This window comes from Thauera sp. ZXT1-4 (assembly GCF_052598215.2).
The window spans coordinates 186646-205395 of sequence record NZ_JBQWSN020000002.1 but is presented as its reverse complement, the minus strand read 5'-3'; the positions used below and the strand labels follow the sequence as shown (position 1 = coordinate 205395).

General features: G+C 69.5%; 16 protein-coding genes. 9 read left to right on the top strand and 7 right to left on the bottom strand.

Features of this window, described 5'->3' with window-relative positions; genetic code table 11:
- Positions 1-251: 251 nt before the first annotated feature.
- Together ACUH78_RS03075 and ACUH78_RS03070 are read left to right on the top strand one after the other, a co-directional pair.
- Positions 252-1622 carry a tryptophanase gene (locus ACUH78_RS03075; protein WP_445332626.1) on the top strand — a complete coding sequence of 457 codons (1371 nt, stop codon included), beginning with the start codon at positions 252-254 and terminating at the stop codon, positions 1620-1622.
- Between the two features lie 20 nt (positions 1623-1642).
- Positions 1643-2254, top strand: a complete 612-nt coding sequence (locus ACUH78_RS03070; RefSeq protein ID WP_418364685.1) for a DUF2238 domain-containing protein — start codon at positions 1643-1645, stop codon at positions 2252-2254.
- 42 nt (positions 2255-2296) lie between these two features.
- On the opposite strand, the gene ACUH78_RS03065 is transcribed toward ACUH78_RS03070, so the two are convergent.
- Positions 2297-4726, bottom strand: coding sequence for a Lon protease family protein (locus ACUH78_RS03065; protein WP_418364686.1), 2430 nt, complete (start codon positions 4724-4726; stop codon positions 2297-2299).
- 192 nt (positions 4727-4918) lie between these two features.
- Between ACUH78_RS03065 and moaA the strand changes: the two genes are divergently transcribed.
- Entirely contained in the window at positions 4919-6010 is a 1092-nt protein-coding gene (gene moaA, locus ACUH78_RS03060) for a GTP 3',8-cyclase MoaA (protein ID WP_418364687.1), read from the top strand.
- Positions 6011-6065: 55 nt separating this feature from the next.
- On the opposite strand, the gene ACUH78_RS03055 is transcribed toward moaA, so the two are convergent.
- On the bottom strand, positions 6066-6689 hold the full coding sequence (locus ACUH78_RS03055; RefSeq protein ID WP_418364688.1) for a YceI family protein: 624 nt from the start codon (positions 6687-6689) through the stop codon (positions 6066-6068).
- 53 nt (positions 6690-6742) lie between these two features.
- A complete protein-coding gene (locus tag ACUH78_RS03050) occupies positions 6743-7525 on the bottom strand; it encodes a CDP-alcohol phosphatidyltransferase family protein (RefSeq protein WP_445332627.1) in 783 nt (260 codons plus the stop codon).
- A gap of 99 nt (positions 7526-7624) precedes the next feature.
- Here ACUH78_RS03050 and ACUH78_RS03045 point away from each other — a divergent pair, with 99 nt between their 5' ends.
- The 4 genes from ACUH78_RS03045 (at position 7625) to ACUH78_RS03030 (ending at position 12115) form a co-directional block, all read left to right on the top strand.
- Entirely contained in the window at positions 7625-8671 is a 1047-nt protein-coding gene (locus ACUH78_RS03045; RefSeq protein ID WP_418364690.1) for a zinc-dependent alcohol dehydrogenase, read from the top strand.
- Positions 8659-9057 (top strand): 6-pyruvoyl trahydropterin synthase family protein, encoded by a 399-nt coding sequence (locus ACUH78_RS03040; RefSeq protein ID WP_418364691.1) that lies wholly within the window; start codon positions 8659-8661, stop codon positions 9055-9057. Before ACUH78_RS03045 ends, ACUH78_RS03040 begins: the two co-directional genes overlap by 13 nt.
- 61 nt (positions 9058-9118) lie before the next feature.
- A complete protein-coding gene (locus ACUH78_RS03035; protein ID WP_418364692.1) occupies positions 9119-11092 on the top strand; it encodes a glycosyltransferase in 1974 nt (657 codons plus the stop codon).
- A 21-nt stretch (positions 11093-11113) separates the two neighbouring features.
- A complete protein-coding gene (locus ACUH78_RS03030; protein WP_418364693.1) occupies positions 11114-12115 on the top strand; it encodes a lysylphosphatidylglycerol synthase transmembrane domain-containing protein in 1002 nt (333 codons plus the stop codon).
- A 99-nt stretch (positions 12116-12214) separates the two neighbouring features.
- On the opposite strand, the gene ACUH78_RS03025 is transcribed toward ACUH78_RS03030, so the two are convergent.
- Complete coding sequence (locus tag ACUH78_RS03025; protein WP_418364694.1) at positions 12215-13084, bottom strand: RibD family protein; 870 nt, start codon at positions 13082-13084, stop codon at positions 12215-12217.
- A 96-nt stretch (positions 13085-13180) separates the two neighbouring features.
- On the opposite strand from ACUH78_RS03025, the gene ribA reads away from it, so the two are divergent.
- Positions 13181-14338 carry a GTP cyclohydrolase II gene (gene ribA / locus ACUH78_RS03020; RefSeq protein WP_418364695.1) on the top strand — a complete coding sequence of 386 codons (1158 nt, stop codon included), beginning with the start codon at positions 13181-13183 and terminating at the stop codon, positions 14336-14338.
- 75 nt (positions 14339-14413) lie between these two features.
- Here ribA and ACUH78_RS03015 read toward each other — a convergent pair whose 3' ends face one another.
- Entirely contained in the window at positions 14414-15268 is an 855-nt protein-coding gene (locus tag ACUH78_RS03015) for a creatininase family protein (RefSeq protein ID WP_418364696.1), read from the bottom strand.
- Positions 15269-15345: 77 nt separating this feature from the next.
- Between ACUH78_RS03015 and ACUH78_RS03010 the strand changes: the two genes are divergently transcribed.
- A complete protein-coding gene (locus tag ACUH78_RS03010) occupies positions 15346-17043 on the top strand; it encodes an alkaline phosphatase family protein (protein WP_418364697.1) in 1698 nt (565 codons plus the stop codon).
- 21 nt (positions 17044-17064) lie between these two features.
- Here ACUH78_RS03010 and ACUH78_RS03005 read toward each other — a convergent pair whose 3' ends face one another.
- Positions 17065-17394: a hypothetical protein gene (locus tag ACUH78_RS03005; protein WP_418364698.1), complete on the bottom strand. Its 330-nt coding sequence runs from the start codon at positions 17392-17394 to the stop codon at positions 17065-17067.
- Positions 17395-17469: 75 nt separating this feature from the next.
- Positions 17470-18750, bottom strand: a complete 1281-nt coding sequence (locus ACUH78_RS03000) for a DNA recombination protein RmuC (protein WP_445332628.1) — start codon at positions 18748-18750, stop codon at positions 17470-17472.

The following is an 18750-nucleotide window of genomic DNA, read 5'->3' as shown; positions in this document are numbered from 1 at the left end:
AGAGGCATCTCAGTCTGACCAACAGTTCCTTCTAAGTAATAGCTTGCCGCACCAAGGATATGCTCACCACCCGGGCGGACCCGCAGACACCGCCAGCGGCGATTTTGCCGGCATCCTGCCCTCAGAGGTGATCACCCGCGATTAGGTCGCGAGTGGGAAGACGACCCGAACCTGTTGCAAATAAGCGACACCACGCTCCGGTTTTCGGTCTTAATTTCCCTGCTCCGTTCACGAATGCACTTGGAGCCGCCATGCCCACCACCCTGATCGAACCCTTCCGCATCAAGAGCATCGAGCCGATCCGCATGACCACGCGCGCCGAGCGCGAGCGCCTGCTGGACGAAGCCCGTCTCAACCCCTTCCGCCTGCGGGCCGAGGACGTGCTGATCGACTGGCTCACCGACTCGGGCACCGGTGCGATGTCGAGCCGGCAGTGGGGGGCGATCATGGAGGGCGACGAAAGCTACGCCGGCGCACGCAGCTTCTACCGCCTGCAGGCGGTGATCCGCGAACTCACAGGCATGGAGCACTTCATGCCCACGCATCAGGGCCGCGCCGCCGAGAAGGTGCTGTTCACCGCCGCATGCAGGAAGGGCGACGTGGTGCCCAACAACTGCCACTTCGACACCACGCGCGCCAACCTCGAATACCTCGGTGTCGAGGCACTCGACCTCGTCATCCCCGAAGGCCTGCAGCCGGCGCTGATCCACCCGTTCAAGGGCAACATCGACCTCGACCGCGTCGAGCACCTGCTGCGCACCCGCGGCGACAGCATCCCCTTCGGCATGATCACGGTGACCAACAACACCGGCGGCGGCCAGCCGGTGTCGATGGCCAACATGCGCGCCTATTCCGAGCTGCTGCACCGCCATGGCAAGCCGCTGATCATGGATGTGTGCCGCTTCGCCGAGAACGCGATGTTCATCAAGATGCGCGAGCCGGGCTACACGGACGTGCCGGTGAAGGCCATCGTGCAGGAAATGTTCTCGCTCGCCGACGGCTGCACCATGAGCGCGAAGAAGGACGGCATGGTCAATATCGGCGGCTTCATCGTGCTGCGCGACGAACAATGGATGGACGCGGTGCGCAACATGCTGATCCTCACCGAAGGCTTCCCGACTTACGGCGGCCTGGCGGGCCGGGATCTCGAGGCGCTCGCGGTGGGCCTGCAGGAAGGCATCGATGAGGACTACCTGCGCTATCGCCTGCGCACCGCGGAATACCTCGGCGAGCGACTGGAAACCGCCGGCGTGGGCATCATGCGCCCAACCGGCGGCCACGCGGTGTATATCGACGCACGCAGCATCCTGCCCGACATGCCCGTCGAGCAATACCCCGCCTGGGCATTGTGCAACGCGCTCTATCTGCAGGGCGGCATCCGCGGCGTGGAGATCGGCTCGGTGATGTTCGGCAAGCGCCGCGAGGACGGCAGCGAGACTTACCACAGCATGGAGCTCGTGCGTCTGGCCTTCCCGCGCCGCATGTACACTCAGTCGCATTTCGATTACGCGGCCGAGGTGATCGCCGAGGTAAAGGAAGACGCACGTAACATCCGCGGCGTGCGGATCGTCAAGCAGCCGCCCTTCCTGCGCCACTTCACCTGCGAGTGTGCGTGGGCCTGAGAGCGGACCTCCCTCCTGCGATGCGCCTGCCCGTGACCCTCCTCGCAGTCGTCCTCACTGCGCTCGCAGCTTCAGGCGTCGCCCCATACGATCGCGGCGTGTGGTGGGCAGAGGTGGCACCGGTGCTCATTGCCATGCCCATCCTCGTCGCCACCGCACGGCGCTTTCCGCTCACCCCGCTCTGTTACGGGTTGATCGCCTTCTTCTCTCTGATTTTGATCCTGGGGGGCAGCTACACGTATGCGCGCGTACCGATCGGCTTCGTGGTGCAGGACTGGTTCGAGCTCGCGCGCAACCCCTACGACCGTTTCGGCCATTTCTTCCAGGGGGTGACGCCGGCCATCCTCGGGCGTGAGCTGCTGCTGCGCACCTCGCCGCTGCGCGCCGGAAAATGGCTGTTCGCGCTACTCACGCTGAGCTGCCTGGGGATCAGCGCGCTCTACGAGCTCGTGGAGTGGACGTCGGCCGTGCTGTGGGGCGGCGGTGCAGTGGAATTCCTCGGCACCCAGGGGGATCCTTGGGACGCGCAGGCCGACATGCTGATGGCGCTGCTGGGGGCAATGGGTGCACAACTGCTGCTGGGCCGGATGCACGACCGTCAACTGGCCGGACTGAAGCAGCGCCCGCACTGAACGCTGGTCGGGCGACGACCGATGGCAGTCGCCCGACCAGCCTTACACGGCGTGCCGGCGCCGGTGCTGGCGCGCGCCGGCCGAACCGTCGCCATCCGCGTGCGCATGCCGTGCCGCGGTCATTTCGGCGAGCACGGTGGCGATCTTGTGGTTCAGCGTACCCTTGGGGATGACACCCTTCGCATCCGGCTCGCCCGCCTCGACGCCGGTCAGTACCGTCATCGCCTCATCCACCGTCTTCACCGCGTGGATGTGGAACAAGCCCTTGGCCGCGGCCTCGACCACGTCTTCGCGCAACATCAGGTGGCGCACGCTCGCGGCCGGGATCACCACCCCATGCGAGCCGTCCAGCCCGCGTGCCTTGCACAGGTCGAAGAAGCCCTCGATCTTCTCGTTGACGCCACCGATCACCTGCACCTCACCGAACTGGTTCACCGAGCCGGTGATCGCAAAGCGCTGCTGGATGGGGATCTGCGTGAGCGCCGACAGCAGCGCGCACAGCTCGGCAAGCGAGGCGGAGTCGCCCTCGACCGGCGCATACGACTGCTCGAACACCAGGCTCGCCGACAGCGACAGCGGCTGGTGGCGGGCATAGCGCGCGGCGAGGAAGGCGGACAGGATCAGCACGCCCTTGGAGTGGATGGCACCGCCCAGCTCGGTCTCGCGCTCGATGTCGACCACATCGCCTTCGCCCATGCGCACGGTGGCGGTGATGCGTACCGGGTGACCGAAGAGCTCGCCGGCCAGTTCGATCACCACCAGCCCGTTGATCTGCCCGGCGCGTTCGCCGTCGGTGGAGATCAGCGTGGTGCCGTCCAGGATGGACTCCAGCACACGGGTCGGATAGCGGTCGGCACGACGCTTGCGGGCCGCGAGCGCATCTTCCACTTCGGTACGCCCGGTGACGGCCAACCCCTTGCCACGCGCATGAAAATCGGCCTCGCGCATCAGGTCGGACAGCGCGCGCGTGTTCAGCGACAGGCGCCCGGAGTCGTCCGCCAGACGCGAGGCTTCCTCCACCAGGCGCGCAACACCTTCGCGATGCACCGGGAGGAGCTTGGCCGTACGCACCAGCAGCGCCATCAGGCGCGCGTACTCGCACTCATTCCCGGGCGTTCGCGGCAGGTCATCATCGAAGTCGGCCGGCACCTTGAACAGGTCGGCGAACTCCGGATCGTGCTCCATGAGCAGGTAATACACGTCGCGATCGCCGATCAGCACCACCTTGAGCGCGCACGGCAGCGCCTCGGGCTCGAGCGTCAGCGCGCCGCTCCAGCCCTGCGCCTCGGCAGGCGGTTCGATGCGGATCTCACCCGCGCGCAGGCAGCGCTTGAGGCCTTCCCAGGCAAAGGGCTGCGACAGCAGGCGCTCGGCATCCAGCACCAGGTAGCCACCGTTGGCGCGATGCAGGGCACCGGCACGGATCAGGTTGAAGTGGCTGACCTGGTTGCCCTGCTGCACGATGTGTTCGATGCGGCCAATCAGGTTGCCGTAGCCCGGGTTGTTCTCGAACACCACCGGCGCGCCCTGAGAGGCCGAATGGTCGACCAGCAGCTTGACCTGGTAGCGGTGGTAACGGGTGTTCTCCTCCGGCTCGGGTGCCTCCTCATCCTCCTCATCCAGCATCGTGCCCTTGATCGCGGAGTCGAGCACGTCGCGCTCCACGGCGTCGAGGAAGGCGAGCACCTCGGACAGATCCTCATGCGCCTCACGCACCTCGCGCAGCAGGTGCGCGACGGCCGGGCCCAGCACCTCGCGCTCGGCGCGCTCGATGGATTCACGCACTGCCTTGCGCCAGCCGGGGAAGTCGTTGAGCAGATCCTCCAGGCGGTCGCTCCAGGCGCCGACGCGCGCCTCGATGGTCTTGCGCTCGTCTTCGGGCAAGGCCTCGAAAACCTCGGGCGACATCGCTTCGCCCTCCCTGGTGGGTGCGAACACGAAGCCCTCGGGCGTCTGCATCAGGGAAATGTTCTCGGCTGCGCAGGCCTGGCCGAGCTCGCGCAGGGCGGCCTCCTCGCGCGCCTTGTGCGCACTCTGCAGCGATTCGACGCGATCTACGTGCGCATCGCTGTCGAGCGCGGCACCGAGCGCCGGCCCGAGGTCGCGGATGAAGGTCTGCATGTGCGTACGCAACGCCCCGCCCCGTCCGGCAGGCAGCGCGAGCAGCTTCGGCTTGAGCGGCTCGCCGAAGTTGTGCAGGTAGCACAGGTCGGGCGGCACGAGTTCGCTCGCCGCGCGTTCGTGCAGCAGCCGGAAGGTGGTGGCGTGCTTGCCGCTGCCCGTCTCGCCCAGCACAAAGACGTGATAGCCGGTGTGCCCCATCGCGAGCCCGAAGCGGATCGCTTCCACGGCGCGCGCCTGGCCGAGGTCGCCGGCATGTTCGATGAGGGATTCGGTGGTTTCGAAGGTGAAGCAGGCGGGGTCGCACTGCTTGCGCAGCGCCGTTGCCGGCAGCGGCACGAGATCGGCCATGTTTGATTCTTCTCCTGATGCCGGATCGATCCGGAGCGCAATGATACACCCCGCCTTCGCGGCCCGCGCCCACAGGCTGCCACGCCTTGACCCGCATCACGATGCGCCCCAGCGCGAACCCTGCCGCGAACCGTGCCTTGCATCGCGTTGTCCATGCTTTGATAATCCTGCAACCCGACCCCGCCGCCGACCATGAAAGTCATCCCGATCCAGCAGCTTGCTCCGAGCAACGCACCCCACACCGAGGTGCCCGACCCGGCCTCACGCCCAGCCCCGGGTGAAGCGCTTGTCGACCGCCGCGGGCGCGAGGTACGCGACCTGCGCATCTCGGTCACGGACCGCTGCAACTTCCGCTGCGTGTATTGCATGCCGCGCGAGGTGTTCGGCGACGACTATGCCTTCCTGCCCAGGCGCGAACTGCTCAGTTTCGAGGAGATCCTGCGTGTGGCGCACCTGTTCGCGGCACGCGGCGTGCGCAAGATCCGCATCACCGGGGGCGAGCCGCTGCTGCGCAAGGACGTCGAGCGCCTGATCGAGATGCTCGCCCGTCTGGACGGGGTGGAGATCACGCTGACCACGAACGGCGTGCTGCTGCCCCGCATGGCGCAGCGCCTGGCCGACGCCGGCCTGCATCGGGTCACCGTGAGCCTAGATGCGCTGGACGACGCCCTGTTCCGGCGCATGAACGACGCCGACTACCCGGTGGAGAAGGTGCTCGAAGGCATCGACGCCGCACGGGCAGCCGGGCTGGGTCCGATCAAGGTGAACATGGTCGTCAAGCGCGGCACCAACGACGGTGACATCGAGGCCATGGCCACCCATTTCCGCCATAGTGGGCACATCCTGCGCTTCATCGAGTTCATGGACGTAGGCGCCTCGAACGGGTGGAAGATGGACGAAGTACTGCCCTCGCGCGAGGTTGTCGCACGCATCGACCGCCTGTTCCCGCTCGAACCTGCCGACCCGAACTACGTGGGCGAGGTCGCCGAACGCTGGCGCTACAAGGATGGCGCAGGTGAAATCGGTGTGATCTCCTCGGTCACGCAGGCCTTCTGCTCAAGCTGCACACGCATCCGACTATCCACCGAAGGGCAACTCTACACCTGCCTGTTCGCCCAGCAGGGTCACGACCTGCGCACCTTGCTTCGCACCGGCGCGGACGACGCACAGATCGACGCCGTCATCGCCCGTGTCTGGAATGGCCGTGACGACCGCTATTCGGAGATCCGCACGGCGGCAACGGCGGCGCAGCGCAAGATCGAGATGTCCTACATCGGCGGTTGAGGCGACGACGGCTGCCGGGTGAGGCACCGCCGCACCCGGTCCCTTGTCGAATCGCTCAATCCCGGATCGCCTCTAGTTCGAAGCGCAGTTGCACCGCATCGCCGACCATGCCGCCCTTGAGCGCATAGTCCATCCCCCACTCGCTGCGTAGCAGGGTGGTACGGGCCGAGATGCCCAGCGTGTGCTTGCGATGGCCGAAGGGATAGCTCGCCACCTTGTTCAGCGACACGTCCAGCGTCACCGGTCGCGTCTTGCCGAGCAGGGTGAGATTGCCGCCGAGCCGGCCCTCGAGCCGCCCGTCACGCTCGCCCGTCAGCTCGAAGCCCGTGGCCTCGAAGACGATTTCCGGATAGCGCCCGGCGTCGAGGAAATCGCTGTCGCGCACATGACGGTCGCGCGCCTCGTGGTTGCTGAACACGCTGTCGGCGGCCACGACGACCTTCCCCGACACCAGCGTGCGCGCCTCCTCGTCATACACGAAGCTGCCGCGCGCCTTGAGGAACATGCCGATCACGTCGGCGTAGCCCACGTGATTGACCTGAAAGCCGATCGCGAAATGATCGGGATCGATCGTGTAGCCGTGCGGCTCGGCCCAGGCCGGCGCAGCGCCCAGAGCGGCCGCCGCGAGCCCTGCCGCAAGCCAGGGACGCAGGCCGAAAAACCGTGTGTTCCTCTTCATCCTGTCTTCCTCCTTACGCTTCCAACCCGTGCCGGCGAGCGCCCGGCACCCATTCAGGCGTCGACGCGGCCATGCGCGCGCCGCCACCGGACATCGACCGCGAACGACCACGCCAGCAGCGCCAGTGCCAGCACCAGCAGCGGCACCGCGAGCGCGGGCTTCACCATCGGCAGCAGGCTCACGAGCAGGCTGGCGACCTGCCACACACACACCAGCTTGCGCCGCCGACTCTCGGGCAGCGGCCCTTCGAGCCAGGGCCAGACGAACATCGCCGCCACGAAGCCGTAACGCATCGCCCCGATCGCCAGCACCCACGACCCCGCCTTGTCCATCAGCAGCAGATGCACGCACAGGATCAGGATCAGGAAGGCGTCGAGCTCCATATCGAAGCGCGCGCCGAACGCGCTCTCGCAGCCGCAGCGCCGCGCCACCCAGCCATCGACGCCGTCCATCAGCAGCGCCAGCGCGGCGACCAGGGCAAGCGCGGTCGCGTGCTGCTGCGCCCACGCCGGCGCCGCCAGCGCCCCCGCCACCAGCGCCACCAGCGCGGCGCGCAACAGGGTCACGCGGTTGGCCGGCCCCAGCCCGCGGCGCGTATCCGGCCACGCGTGCAGGATCAGGGCGCCCACCGCCGCCATCACCACCGCCGCCACACCCGCGACGCGGAGCGGCAGGGCCATCACACTCGCCGCCAGCGCGCCGAGTGCGATCGTCACCGCGAGCCCGCCCGCCAACTCCAGCCAGAGCTGCGGCCACGAAGCCTGCGTCGCGGGCATGCCGTCCTCGTTCATGCTCTCCTCGCCTCCGGCGCCTCGGTCGCGGCGCGCTGCTACCATGTCGGCTTCGATCATCGGACCGCGCGAAGGGTTCGCGCAAGACGGCGGAAACACCCAGCCGACTCCACCCCTCGCCTTACGAACGCCCAGGAACACAGGATGCCCGACACCAACCTCGCGTTCTGGACCCTCGCCCCGGGACACGGCGCCCTGCGCCCGGCGCCGCTGCGCCCGCTGCAGGACGGCGAAGTCCTCGTGCGCAACCTCTACAGCGGCATCAGCCGCGGCACCGAGAGCCTGGTGTATCGCGGCGAGGTGCCGGCGAGCGAATACCAGCGCATGCGCGCGCCCTTCCAGGAGGGCGCGTTTCCCGGTCCGGTCAAGTACGGCTACATCAGCGTCGGCGTCGTCGAGGCCGGCGCGGGACCCGATGCCGAAGCCCTCTGCGCCCGCCCGGTGTTCTGCCTTCATCCGCACCAGCAGCGCTACATCGTGCCGGCGGCGGCCGTGCTGCCCCTGCCCGACGGCCTGCCGCCCGCGCGCGCGGTGCTCGCCGCCAACATGGAGACCGCGATCAACGGCTGCTGGGACGGCGCGCCCAGCGTGGGCGACCGCATCGCTGTCGTCGGCGCCGGCGTGGTCGGCAGCCTGGTCGCCTGGCTGTGCAACCGCATCCCCGGCACCGACGTCGAACTGATCGACATCGACCCCGGCCGCGCGCGGCTCGCGGAGGCGCTCGGCCTCACACACCGCCTGCCCGATGCGGCGCGCGGCGACTGCGACCTCGTCTTCCACGCCAGCGGCAACCCTGCCGGCCTTGCCACCGCACTGGCGCTCGCGGGCCAGGAAGCGAGCATCATCGAGATGAGCTGGTACGGCAGCGCGCAGGTCGGCCTGCCGCTGGGCGGCGCCTTCCACGCGCGCCGGCTCGCCATCCGCTCCAGCCAGGTCGGCCACTTGCCGCCCCAGCGCAGCCCGCGCTGGGACCACCGCCGCCGCATGGAACTCGCGCTGCGCCTGCTCGTCGACGCCCGACTCGATGCGCTGATCAGCGGCGAGACGGATTTCGCCGCGCTGCCCGCGCTCATGCACCGCCTCGCCCACGCACCGGCAGGCGCGCTGTGCGAGCGCATCCGCTACCCGGGCGCCGACGCCCACCAGACCGCTCACCCCCACGACTCCGGAGATCCCGCATGTACAGCCTGACCGTCCGCGACCACATCATGATCGCCCACAGTTTCCGCGGCGAGATCTTCGGCCCGGCGCAGCGCGTGCATGGCGCCACCTATCTGGTCGACGCCTGCTTCCAGCGCGCCGAGCTCGATGCCGACGGCCTCGTGGTCGACATCGGCCTCGCCAGCGACACGCTCAAGGCGGTGCTCACCGAGTTCAACTTCCGCAACCTCGACGACGAACCCGCGCTCCAAGGCCGCAACACCACCACCGAGTTCATGGCGCGCGTGATCTTCGACCGCATGGCGGCCGCCATCCGGGACGGCCGTCTCGGCGCGGGCGGCCAGGGCCTGCAGCACCTGAAGATCACCCTTCACGAATCGCACATCGCGTGGGCGAGCTACGAAGGCGCGCTGTGACCTCGGCGCCGCCGGCCGTCCCGCGCCCTGCCCCCGCCCGCACGCGACCGCACCCCATCGCATGAACCGAACGCTCGACTTCATCGTGCCCGGCGATCCGGCGCAGCGCACGGGCGGCTACCTGTACGACGCCCACATCGTCGCAGAACTGCGCCGACTCGGCTGGACGGTCACGGTGCACGGCCTGCCCGGACGCTTCCCGCGCGCCGACGCGACCGCGCGCGCCGCGCTCGCGCGCACCCTGGACGCAATCCCCTCAGGGCGCACCGTGCTCGTGGACGGCCTCGCGCTCGGCGGCCTGCCCGAGGTCGCGATCCGCCAGCGCGACCGCCTCGCGCTCGTCGCCATCGTCCATCACCCGCTCGGCGACGAGCGCGGGCTGAGCGCCGCGCAGCGCGCCTGCCTGTATGCGAGCGAACGCGCCGCACTGGGCGCCGCACAGCGCATCCTCACCACCAGCGCCTTCACCGCGCGCCGGCTCGCCGGATTCGGCGTCTCGCGCGCACGCATCGCAGTCGTGGAGCCGGGCGTGGCGCCCCTGCCGCTGGCCCCCGCCGACAGCGAGCCGCCGCGCCTGCTCTGCGTCGGCAGCCTCGCGCCGCGCAAGGGGCAGGATCTGCTCGTGCGGGCGCTCGCCGGGCTGCGCGAGTTGCCCTGGCAGTGCGAACTGATCGGCAGCACCATGCGTGACCCGGACTTCGCCGCCGAGGTCGCGCGCCTGATCGAGGCGGCCGGCCTGCACGAGCGCATCCACCTGCGCGGCGAATGCAGCGACGAAGCGCTGCGCGCCGCCTACGCCGAGGCCGACCTCTTCGTGCTGCCCTCGTATTACGAGGGCTACGGCATGGTGGTGACCGAGGCGCTGGCGGCCGGACTGCCGGTGCTCACCACCACCGGCGGCGCCCTGGCCGACACCTTGCCCGCGGCCGCGGGTATCGCGGTGCCGCCGGGCGAGGCCGACGCCCTTGGCGAAGCCTTGTCGAGCCTGCTGCGCGAACGCAGCCTGCGCCTTGCCCTGCGCGACGGCGCCCGCGAGGCACGCGGACGCCTGCGCGACTGGAGGCTGGCCGGCGCCGAGTTCGCCGCTGCACTGACGACGAGTTCGTCCGCCCCGAACGCGCCTCATCCCGATGCCTGCTTCGACGCCGACTGGCTCGCCCTGCGCGCCACCGCCGACAGCGCGGCCCGCGCCCCACGGCTCGAGGCGCTCGCCGCCGAGTGGCTGCGCCAACGCCAGGTCGCCGCCCCCGGGCGTGCGCTGCGCATCACCGACCTTGGCAGCGGCAGCGGCGCCAATCCGCGCCACCTCGCGCCACGCCTGCCCGGGCCGCAGCAGTGGACCCTGGTCGACCACGACCCCGCGCTGCTCGCCCATGCCCGCGTCGCCTGCGAGGGACTGCGCGACGCACAGGGCGGCACCGCAGCGCTGCGCACGCGCTGCGCCGACCTCGGGCAGCTCGACCGCCACACCCTCGCCGAGGCCGATCTCGTCACCGCCTCCGCGCTGCTCGACCTGGTGGAAACCGCTTGGCTCGACCGCTTGGCGCAGGCCTGCGCGCAGACCGGCTGCGCGCTGCTGATCACCCTGAGCGTGGATGGTGGATGGTCGTTCTCGCCATCGTCCTCGGCAGAACCCGCGGACGCGGCGGCGCTGGAGGCGGAAGACGATTTCGTGCGCGAAGCCTTCAACGCCCATCAGCGTCGCGACAAGGGGCTCGGCCCCGCGCTCGGTCCCGACGCCGCACCGGCACTCGCCAGCGCGCTGCGACAGCGCGGCTTCACGGTCACGCTCGCGCCCAGCCCGTGGCGGCTGGACATCGCCGAACCTGCATCGGCTGCGCTCGCGCAGGCACTCATCGACGGCTGGCGCGACGCCGCCAGCGCGCAGCGCCCGGAAGCCAGCGTACGCATCGACGCCTGGCATGCCCGCCGCAGCGCGGACTGCCGGAGTGGACCCGGCAGGCTGGAGGTCGGCCATCTGGATCTCTTCGCGCTGCCGCCGGCCCCGGGCGAAAGCGCACCACCACTTGCCTGAACTCGCGCGAGCGCCTGCCGGATGAGCCTGCCCCCGCCCGCAAACCCCGCCCATGGCAGTCATGGGACCGGCGCCACCGCTGCCGCGCACCGCGCCCGCATCCTGCGCCTGGCCGCCAGCATCGGCCTGCTCGCGGGCGTGCTGTACTGGCTCGACCCACGCGCACTCGGCGCAGCCTTTTCCGCACCGCATCCGGGCTGGCTCGCGGCAGCGCTCGCGCTCGGCGTGCCGCAGGTGGTGCTGTCGGCCTGGCGCTGGCGGCTCACCGCAGCGCGCCTGGGTGCGCATCTGCCGCTTGGCGCCGCAGTGCGCGAGTACTACCTTGCCACCTTCCTCAACCAGGTGCTGCCCGGCGGGGTGATGGGCGACGCCGCGCGCGCCTGGCGTCACGCCCGCAAGGAAAGCCATTTCCAGCGTGGTGGCGCTGCGGCGTGGCAAGCCGTGGTGCTGGAGCGCGCCTCCGGCCAGCTCGCGCTCCTGCTGGTGGTGCTCGCCAGCCTGGCGCTGTCACCTGCGCTGCGCTCGGCCGTCCACGGCGCGTTCAGCGGCCCGAGTCACACGGAGGCGACGCTGGCCGGGCTGCTGCTCGCGCTACTGGCGCTCGGGCTGACCCTTTCGAGAACCCGCCTGCGCGTGCATCTCAGCCAGTTGCGGCAGGCGGCACGGCAGGCGCTGCTCGCACGCGGAGCTTTCCTGCCCCAGCTGATCGCCTCACTACTCGTGGTCGCAAGCTATGTCGGCGTGTATCTGTGCTGCATGCGCATGATCGGCATCGACACGCCCCTCGCCACGGCCGCGCCGCTCATCCCCTGGGTGCTGCTGGCGATGGCGATCCCGCTCTCGATCGCTGGCTGGGGCCTGCGCGAAGGCGCGGCGGCGCTGCTGTGGCAGGCGGCAGGTCTCGATCCGGCGCAGGGGGTGGCGATCTCGATCAGCTACGGCGCGGTGGTGCTGCTGTCCAGCCTGCCCGGCGCGCTGATGCTGCGCCACGGCGGCACAGTGGCCGTCCCGGACCCTGGCTGAGGCCACACTGCAGCAGCGGTAGACGCATCCTGTATGCAGAGCGCGCACCCTGCAGGGACCGGGGACGCATCCTGCGAGGGGATGCACGCAAACACCACCTCACGCCATCTGCCGGCGCAGGTCGAGGTCGAACACCACATCACCGCCACAGGAAAAGCAACGGCTCATCGGGCGCAGCGCCTGCGCCAGCGACTGGATCGGTGGCAACGCCAGCCCCGGCCGGCCCGAGCCGATCAGCATCGGCGCCACCAGCATGTGCAGCCGATCGAGCACACCCGCTTGCAGGAACCGCGACACCGTCACGCCCCCGCCTTCCACCAGCACCCGCCGGTAGCCCGCCGCATGCAGCGAGGCCAGCACGACCGCCGGGTCGAAGCCCGCATCCCCTGCCGGCAGCGCACGGCGCACAAGCTCGCCGGACCCGACCATGCCCGGAGCGCCAGGGTCTTCGCCGCTGCCTCCATCTGCAACCAGATGAAGTGTAGGCGCGCTGCGGTCATGGAACACGCGCGCCGCAGGATTGGCCCGACCGCGCGGGTCGAGCACCACCCGCAATGGATTTACCCCCGGCACGTGGCGCACCGTGAGCTGCGGATTGTCCGCATTCAGGGTGCCCACGCCAACGATCACCGCATCGACCACCGCACGCAGCCGATGCAGATGCATACGCGCCTCGGGCCCGTTGATGTAATGCGAAGCGCCGCTCTCGGTTGCGATGCGTCCATCCAGGCTCTGCCCAAGTTGGGCCACGACGAGCGGTCCCGGTGCAGTCACCAGCGGGAGGAAAATGTCGAGCAGCTGCGACGTCTCCGACGCCAGCGCCACATTGCAGCGCCACGCGCCGCCGGCCTCGACCTTGATCGTCGTATCGCCAACGATGAAACTTGTACGCATCTCGACGGCCCAATTCACGTCGTACGCTTGCAGGATGCAGGCCCAGCCCCAATCTGGTAGAAGTCTTTCCGACATCGAACATTCCTCAAAAGACGGTTTGCACCCGCGGCGCCCGCTCTGTGCGTGCATCGCAGCCTGGCAACCCGAGAACATCCCCACGGAGAACAACGAATGCGCCAAGCCGAGCGTGCCATCTTCGACCTGCGACGCGGGCTTCCGATCCTGCTCCGCCACCCTGGCCGCGAAATTCTCGTTCAGGCGGTCGAAGGCCTCGACGACAAGGCGCTTGCCGCGCTGCAATCCCTGTCCGGCGCACCTGCCCGGCTGGTGCTGAGCGAGCACCGTATGGCCGCGCTCGGACACCGCGATGCGGGCGAGACCGTCTCGCTCGACCTTTCGCCCCTGCCTGGCGCCGCCAGCCTGCGCGATCTGGCCTGGAAACGCGGCGTCCGTCTGCCTGCCGCCGCTACCTCCACACCCGGCGCGGATCCCGAGCGCGCGGCACTGCGTCTGCTCGGGCGCGCCCAGCTCGTGCCCGCGGCGATCGCATGCGATATCGCGCCGGGTCGCGCCGACGCCGTGGCTGCCGAGATCGCGAGCGGCGAGTTGCTCGCGGTAAGCAGCGAGACCGCGCTGCGCCTGTGCGAGAGCGGCCCGGGCGGACTCGCCCGCATCAGCGAGGCCCGCGTGCCGCTCGCCGAAGCCGAGGATAGCCGCTTCGTGCTCTTCCGCGAGGCCGACGGCATTCACGAGCACGTCGCCATCGTCATCGGCGACACTTCACGCTGGCCCGAGGCCGTCCCTGTCCGCCTGCACTCGTCCTGCCTCACCGGCGATCTCTTCGGCAGCCTGCGCTGCGACTGCGGTGAACAGCTGCGCCGCGGCGTGGCTGCGATCAATGCCATGGGCGGCGGCGTGCTGCTCTATCTGTCGCAGGAAGGGCGCGGCATCGGCCTGGCCAACAAGCTGCGCGCCTACGGACTGCAGGACGAGGGCCTGGACACCATCGACGCCGACCAGGTGATCGGTTTCTCCAAGGACGAGCGCGACTTCCGCGTCGCCCACGAGATGCTTGAGCAGCTCGGCATCCATCAGGTGATGCTGCTGACCAACAACCCGAGCAAGGTCGAGGCGCTGCAGCACGCTGGCATCAATGTGGTCGCGCGCCAGGCGATCTACGGCGAGGTCACCACGCAGAACCAGCGCTACCTGCGCACCAAGGCCAACCGCCACGGGCACTGGCTGCACGAGCTGCTCAACGAGCAGGGCGAGCCGGCCTCCGCCGACCCCGAGTGCCTGCCGGCGCCGGACGTGGCCACCAAACTCTGACCATCGCCACGGGCGACGACCATGCCTGTGCCTGGCGCGCCCGTACGCATTCGTGTGCGCAGCGAGCGGCGGCGTTCAGCCCCCCTCGCCGCAGTCCGCACCGCTGGCGGTACCGACATCTGCACCACGGTCGCGCAGGCCGGCCAGGTCGAATGCCCGCGCGTCCCCGATGACTCGTGCCAGCACGGTGGCGAAATGCTCGACCAGGCGCGCACCGAGCGCCGCATCGGCCAGGGACGCGTTGCCGGTGACGCCGTCAGGGTTCAGGTCCTGCGCCATCCACCCGAAGCCTGCCTCGCTCTCCGCGCCCAGCGTGCGCCCCGCGGCGGCCATTTCGGCGCCGAGCGAAGGGTAATCCCGCAGTGCCGCCGTGCGCACCTTGTGCGGCGCCAGGTGAAGCATCATCGCGGTCTCGAGCGCGCCGCCATGCAGGCCGTGACGCAGTTCGGCCGCAGGCAGCGCGTCGGGCGGCGGCGCGAAGCGGAAATAGTTTGCACGCACCACCAGCATGCGATGCGCCACGCGCAGCTTGAGCGCGGCCAGGTCCACCAGCGCCTTGTTGCCGCCATGGCTGTTGAACAGCACCAGCCGCCGCAGCCCGGCGCGCGCGACGCTGTCGCCGAGCTCGACCAGCGTGGCCAGCGCCGTCTCCGGGCTCAGGCTCAGGGTGCCGGCGAAGGCCGTGTGCTCCAGGCTCAACCCCACCGTCAGCGGCGGCAGCACGCACACCGGCATTCCCTCGGGCAGCTTCGGTACCGCCGCCTGCAGCAGGCCGAGCGCGATGTCGAGGTCGGTGGACAACGGCAGATGCTCGCCATGCTGCTCCACCGCCGCCAGCGGCAGGATGGCCACGCCATCGTCCGCGGCGAGGCGAGCGATGCGCTGCGGGGTGAGATCCTGCCACCAGGGCAGCGCGACAGGCACGGTCATGGGCGAGAACTCCTCGGGGCGCGTTCAGGTGCGCCCATCATAGCCTGCCGCAAGGCAGCGCCGGTTCGAGGTGGCGCATGAGGACACCGACCGGCCTCTGGTCGCGCGGCATGGCCATCGCCGCGACGGCAATCGCCCTCCTGGTGCTCAACACCCTGCTCGCCCACGGCAACGCCTGGCCCACGCTGTGGCCGGCGCTGGAATGGCGGCTGGCGCCCGAGCTCGCGCCCCTCACGATGCTGGTCGCTGCGTGGGTCGGGCTCGCAGGCCCGCTGCCACGCTGGCTCGCGCGCGCATTGGCCACGCTCGGCACACTGTGGGTGGTGTTGCATTACATCGACGTCACCGTGCCTGCGATACTGGGGCGCCGGGTCAATGCCTACTGGGACGCGCCGCATCTGGGCGCGGTGATCCGCATGGGCGGCAGCGAAGGCGCATGGCTGCGCGTGGCACTGACGCTGGCGGTCGCCGTACTCGTCCTTGCCCTGCTCTACCTGGTCGTGCGCGCCTGCATCGGCGCGCTCGGCCGCGCCGCGGCACAGCGGCCGGCGCGTACGCTGATGCTGGGCTTTGCCACGCTCACGGTCGCGCTGTGGCTGGCCCAGAGTTCAACCGGGCGACCGCCGGTGTCGATGTTCGCGCCCACGGTGTCCGCAATGCTGGCCGAGCAGTACCGGCTGCTCGATGCGGCGCTTTCGCGCGGCGCAAGTGCCGAGCGTCTTGGACCCGGTCCGCGCTTCGCAGGCACCCTGGATGCACTCGACGGCGCCGACGTGCTGCTCGTGTTCGGCGAGGCCTACGGCGCGGTCACGCTCGACCGCGCGGACATCGCGACCAAGCTCGCGGCGCCGCGCGAGCGCCTCGCGACCGCGATCGCCTCGTCCGGGCGGGCGGTGGTGTCGGCGCGGGTGGTGTCGCCGACCTTCGGCGGCGCCTCGTGGCTCGCCCACGCGAGCCTGCTCTCCGGCCTGGACATGCGCGACCCCACCGACTACCAGCTGCTGCTCACCACCGATCGCCCGACCCTGGTGCGCCACTTCGCCGCGAATGGCTACCGCACCGTGGGCTGGATGCCAGGCCTGCAGAAACCCTGGCCCGAAGGCGCCTTCTACGGCTTCGACCGCTACGGCAACGCCGACAGCATCGGCTATGAGGGGCGTCCCTTCGGTTTCTGGCGCATCCCGGACCAGGCCTCGATGGCGCTGATCCATGCGCAGGAGTTCGGGCTCGGCTTCGGGGCCGGCGGCGAGGGCAAGCCACAGGCGGGGCAGGTCAGGAATGAGCCGCTCCGTCCGGACTCTCCGAGCGATGCACGCCAGCCGCGGCTGGTGGTCTTCCCCACCGTGACCACCCACGCTCCTTTCCGAGCGCTACCGCCGTTCCGCGCCGAGTGGTCCACCCTGCTCGGCCGCGAAGCCTTCACGCAGGCCGAGGTGGATGCCGCCGAAGCCGTACCCACCGACTGGAGTGCCCCGCTGCCCGCCTACCTCGCCTCGATGCGCTACCAGTTCACCTGGCTGGCAGACTATCTCGCCCGCCACGCCCCCGAGAACCTGGTGCTGATCCTGATCGGCGACCATCAGCCGATCGGCAGCGTGACCGGGCCGGATCAGCCCTGGGACGTGCCGGTGCATGTGATCGCCCGCAATGCAGCTCTGCTCAAGCGGCTGGAGGCGGCAGGTTTCGTACCCGGGCTGCATCCGCGCGGCGCGTCGCTCGGTCCCATGCACGCGCTGACCCCGATCTTCATCGACGCCTTCGACGGTAGCGACTGAGCGTGGCGCACTTGCAGGCGCTCAGTGACCGCTCACACCTGCCTCCCGCTCACCTTCGCCCCCCTCTTGCCCCCCCTCTTCGGGCGGATCGAAGCGATACAGCAGGGTCTTGCAGCGCACGCAGGAAACGATGCGGCGCTCATCCTTGCCGTGCGTCAGTCCCTCGTCCTTCAGCTCGGTGGAATCGCAGGCCTTGCAGCGCGCCTCCGTCTGCTCGTTTGCGTAGAGGTAGCCGTTGAGGTCGGGCAGCGCGCGCTTGGCCTCCTCGATGCGGTGAAATTTGCGCAGGATCAGCCAGAAGGTGAAGAACACCCCAATGATGAACAGGATGGGAAGGGGAACGTCGGTCATCGGCTCTGGCGCCTCGTAAAGGATGATGGGTGCAGGGACCATACAGGCCCGCGCGGCCCGCATCCCTGTCTTGCGTCAAATACCGGACTGCCCCTGCAGGGATGACCCCGCCGGACTACCGCCGCCGGGTACAGCAGCCTCCACGGCGGGCACGTCAGGCGCTGTACCGTTGAGCGCATCGTCCTCGTCATCGAGCTGGACCGCCTCGATGCGGCGAAAGTGGGCGCTGATCTTGCGGCTCGAGGTGTGCACCTCCTGCACGTCGCGGCTGGCCTGGTCGATGTGGCGCGCGAGCGCGGCCATCCGCTCGTCGAAGCGGTGGAAGTCCTTCGCGAGCTTGCCGAGCGCGTCCTGAATGATGTGGATCTGCTTGCGCGTCTCCACATCCTTCAACACCGCGCGCGCGGTGTTGAGCACCGCCATCAGCGTGGTCGGCGAGACGATCCAGACGTGTTTTTGCTGCGCATAGGCAACGACTTCCGGGTGCCAGGCGTGCAACTCGGCGAACACGGCTTCGGCAGGCAGGAACATCACCGCGCCATCCGACGTGGTGCCGGGCAGGATGTACTTGCCGGCGATCGCGTCGACATGGCGCTTCACGTCGGCGCGAAAGGCCTGCTGTGCGGCGCGGCGATCGAGCTCGGCCAGCGCGGTATCGAACATGCGATGGTAGTTCTCGAGCGGAAACTTGGCGTCCACCGCCACCTTTCCGGTCGGCTCGGGCAGGGTGAGCAGGCAATCGACGCGCGTGCCATTGGGCAGCACCTGCTGAAAGGAAAAAGCCTCGGGCGGCAGCATGTTGCGCACCAGGTTCTCGAGCTGCACCTCCCCGAAGGCGCCGCGCGCACGCTTGTCGCCAAGCAGCTCCTGCAGGCTCACCACGTTGGTGGTGAGGCCGTCGATCTTCTTCTGCGCCTCGTCGATCGTCGCCAGACGTGCCATCACGCTGGCGAAGGTCTCGTTCGTTTTGCGGAACCCCTCGTCCAGACGCTGATTGACCTGGCCCGACAGGGTATCCAGGCGGCCATCGACGCTTTGCGTCAGCACCTTCATGCCGCGCGACAGCTGCAACGAGGCCGCAGTAAGGCCGCGCTGCAGCAGCTCGCGGTCGGCACGGGCGTGCTCGCCGATACGGTCGGTCTGGCGGGCGAGGCCCTCGTGGAGGTCACGCAAGAGATCCCGATGCTGGAGGTTGAGCTGCTGCTCCATGAGCTCCGCCAGATCGTCGCCAAGCCGGGTGCGCAGCGCGCCCTCCGCCCGGAAGCTGCGCACCAGCAAGCACAGCAGCAACACCAGCACGGCGGCGAGCAAGCCGGCAATCAGCGCCTCGGCGTGACTCAGTTGCGGAAAGTTCAT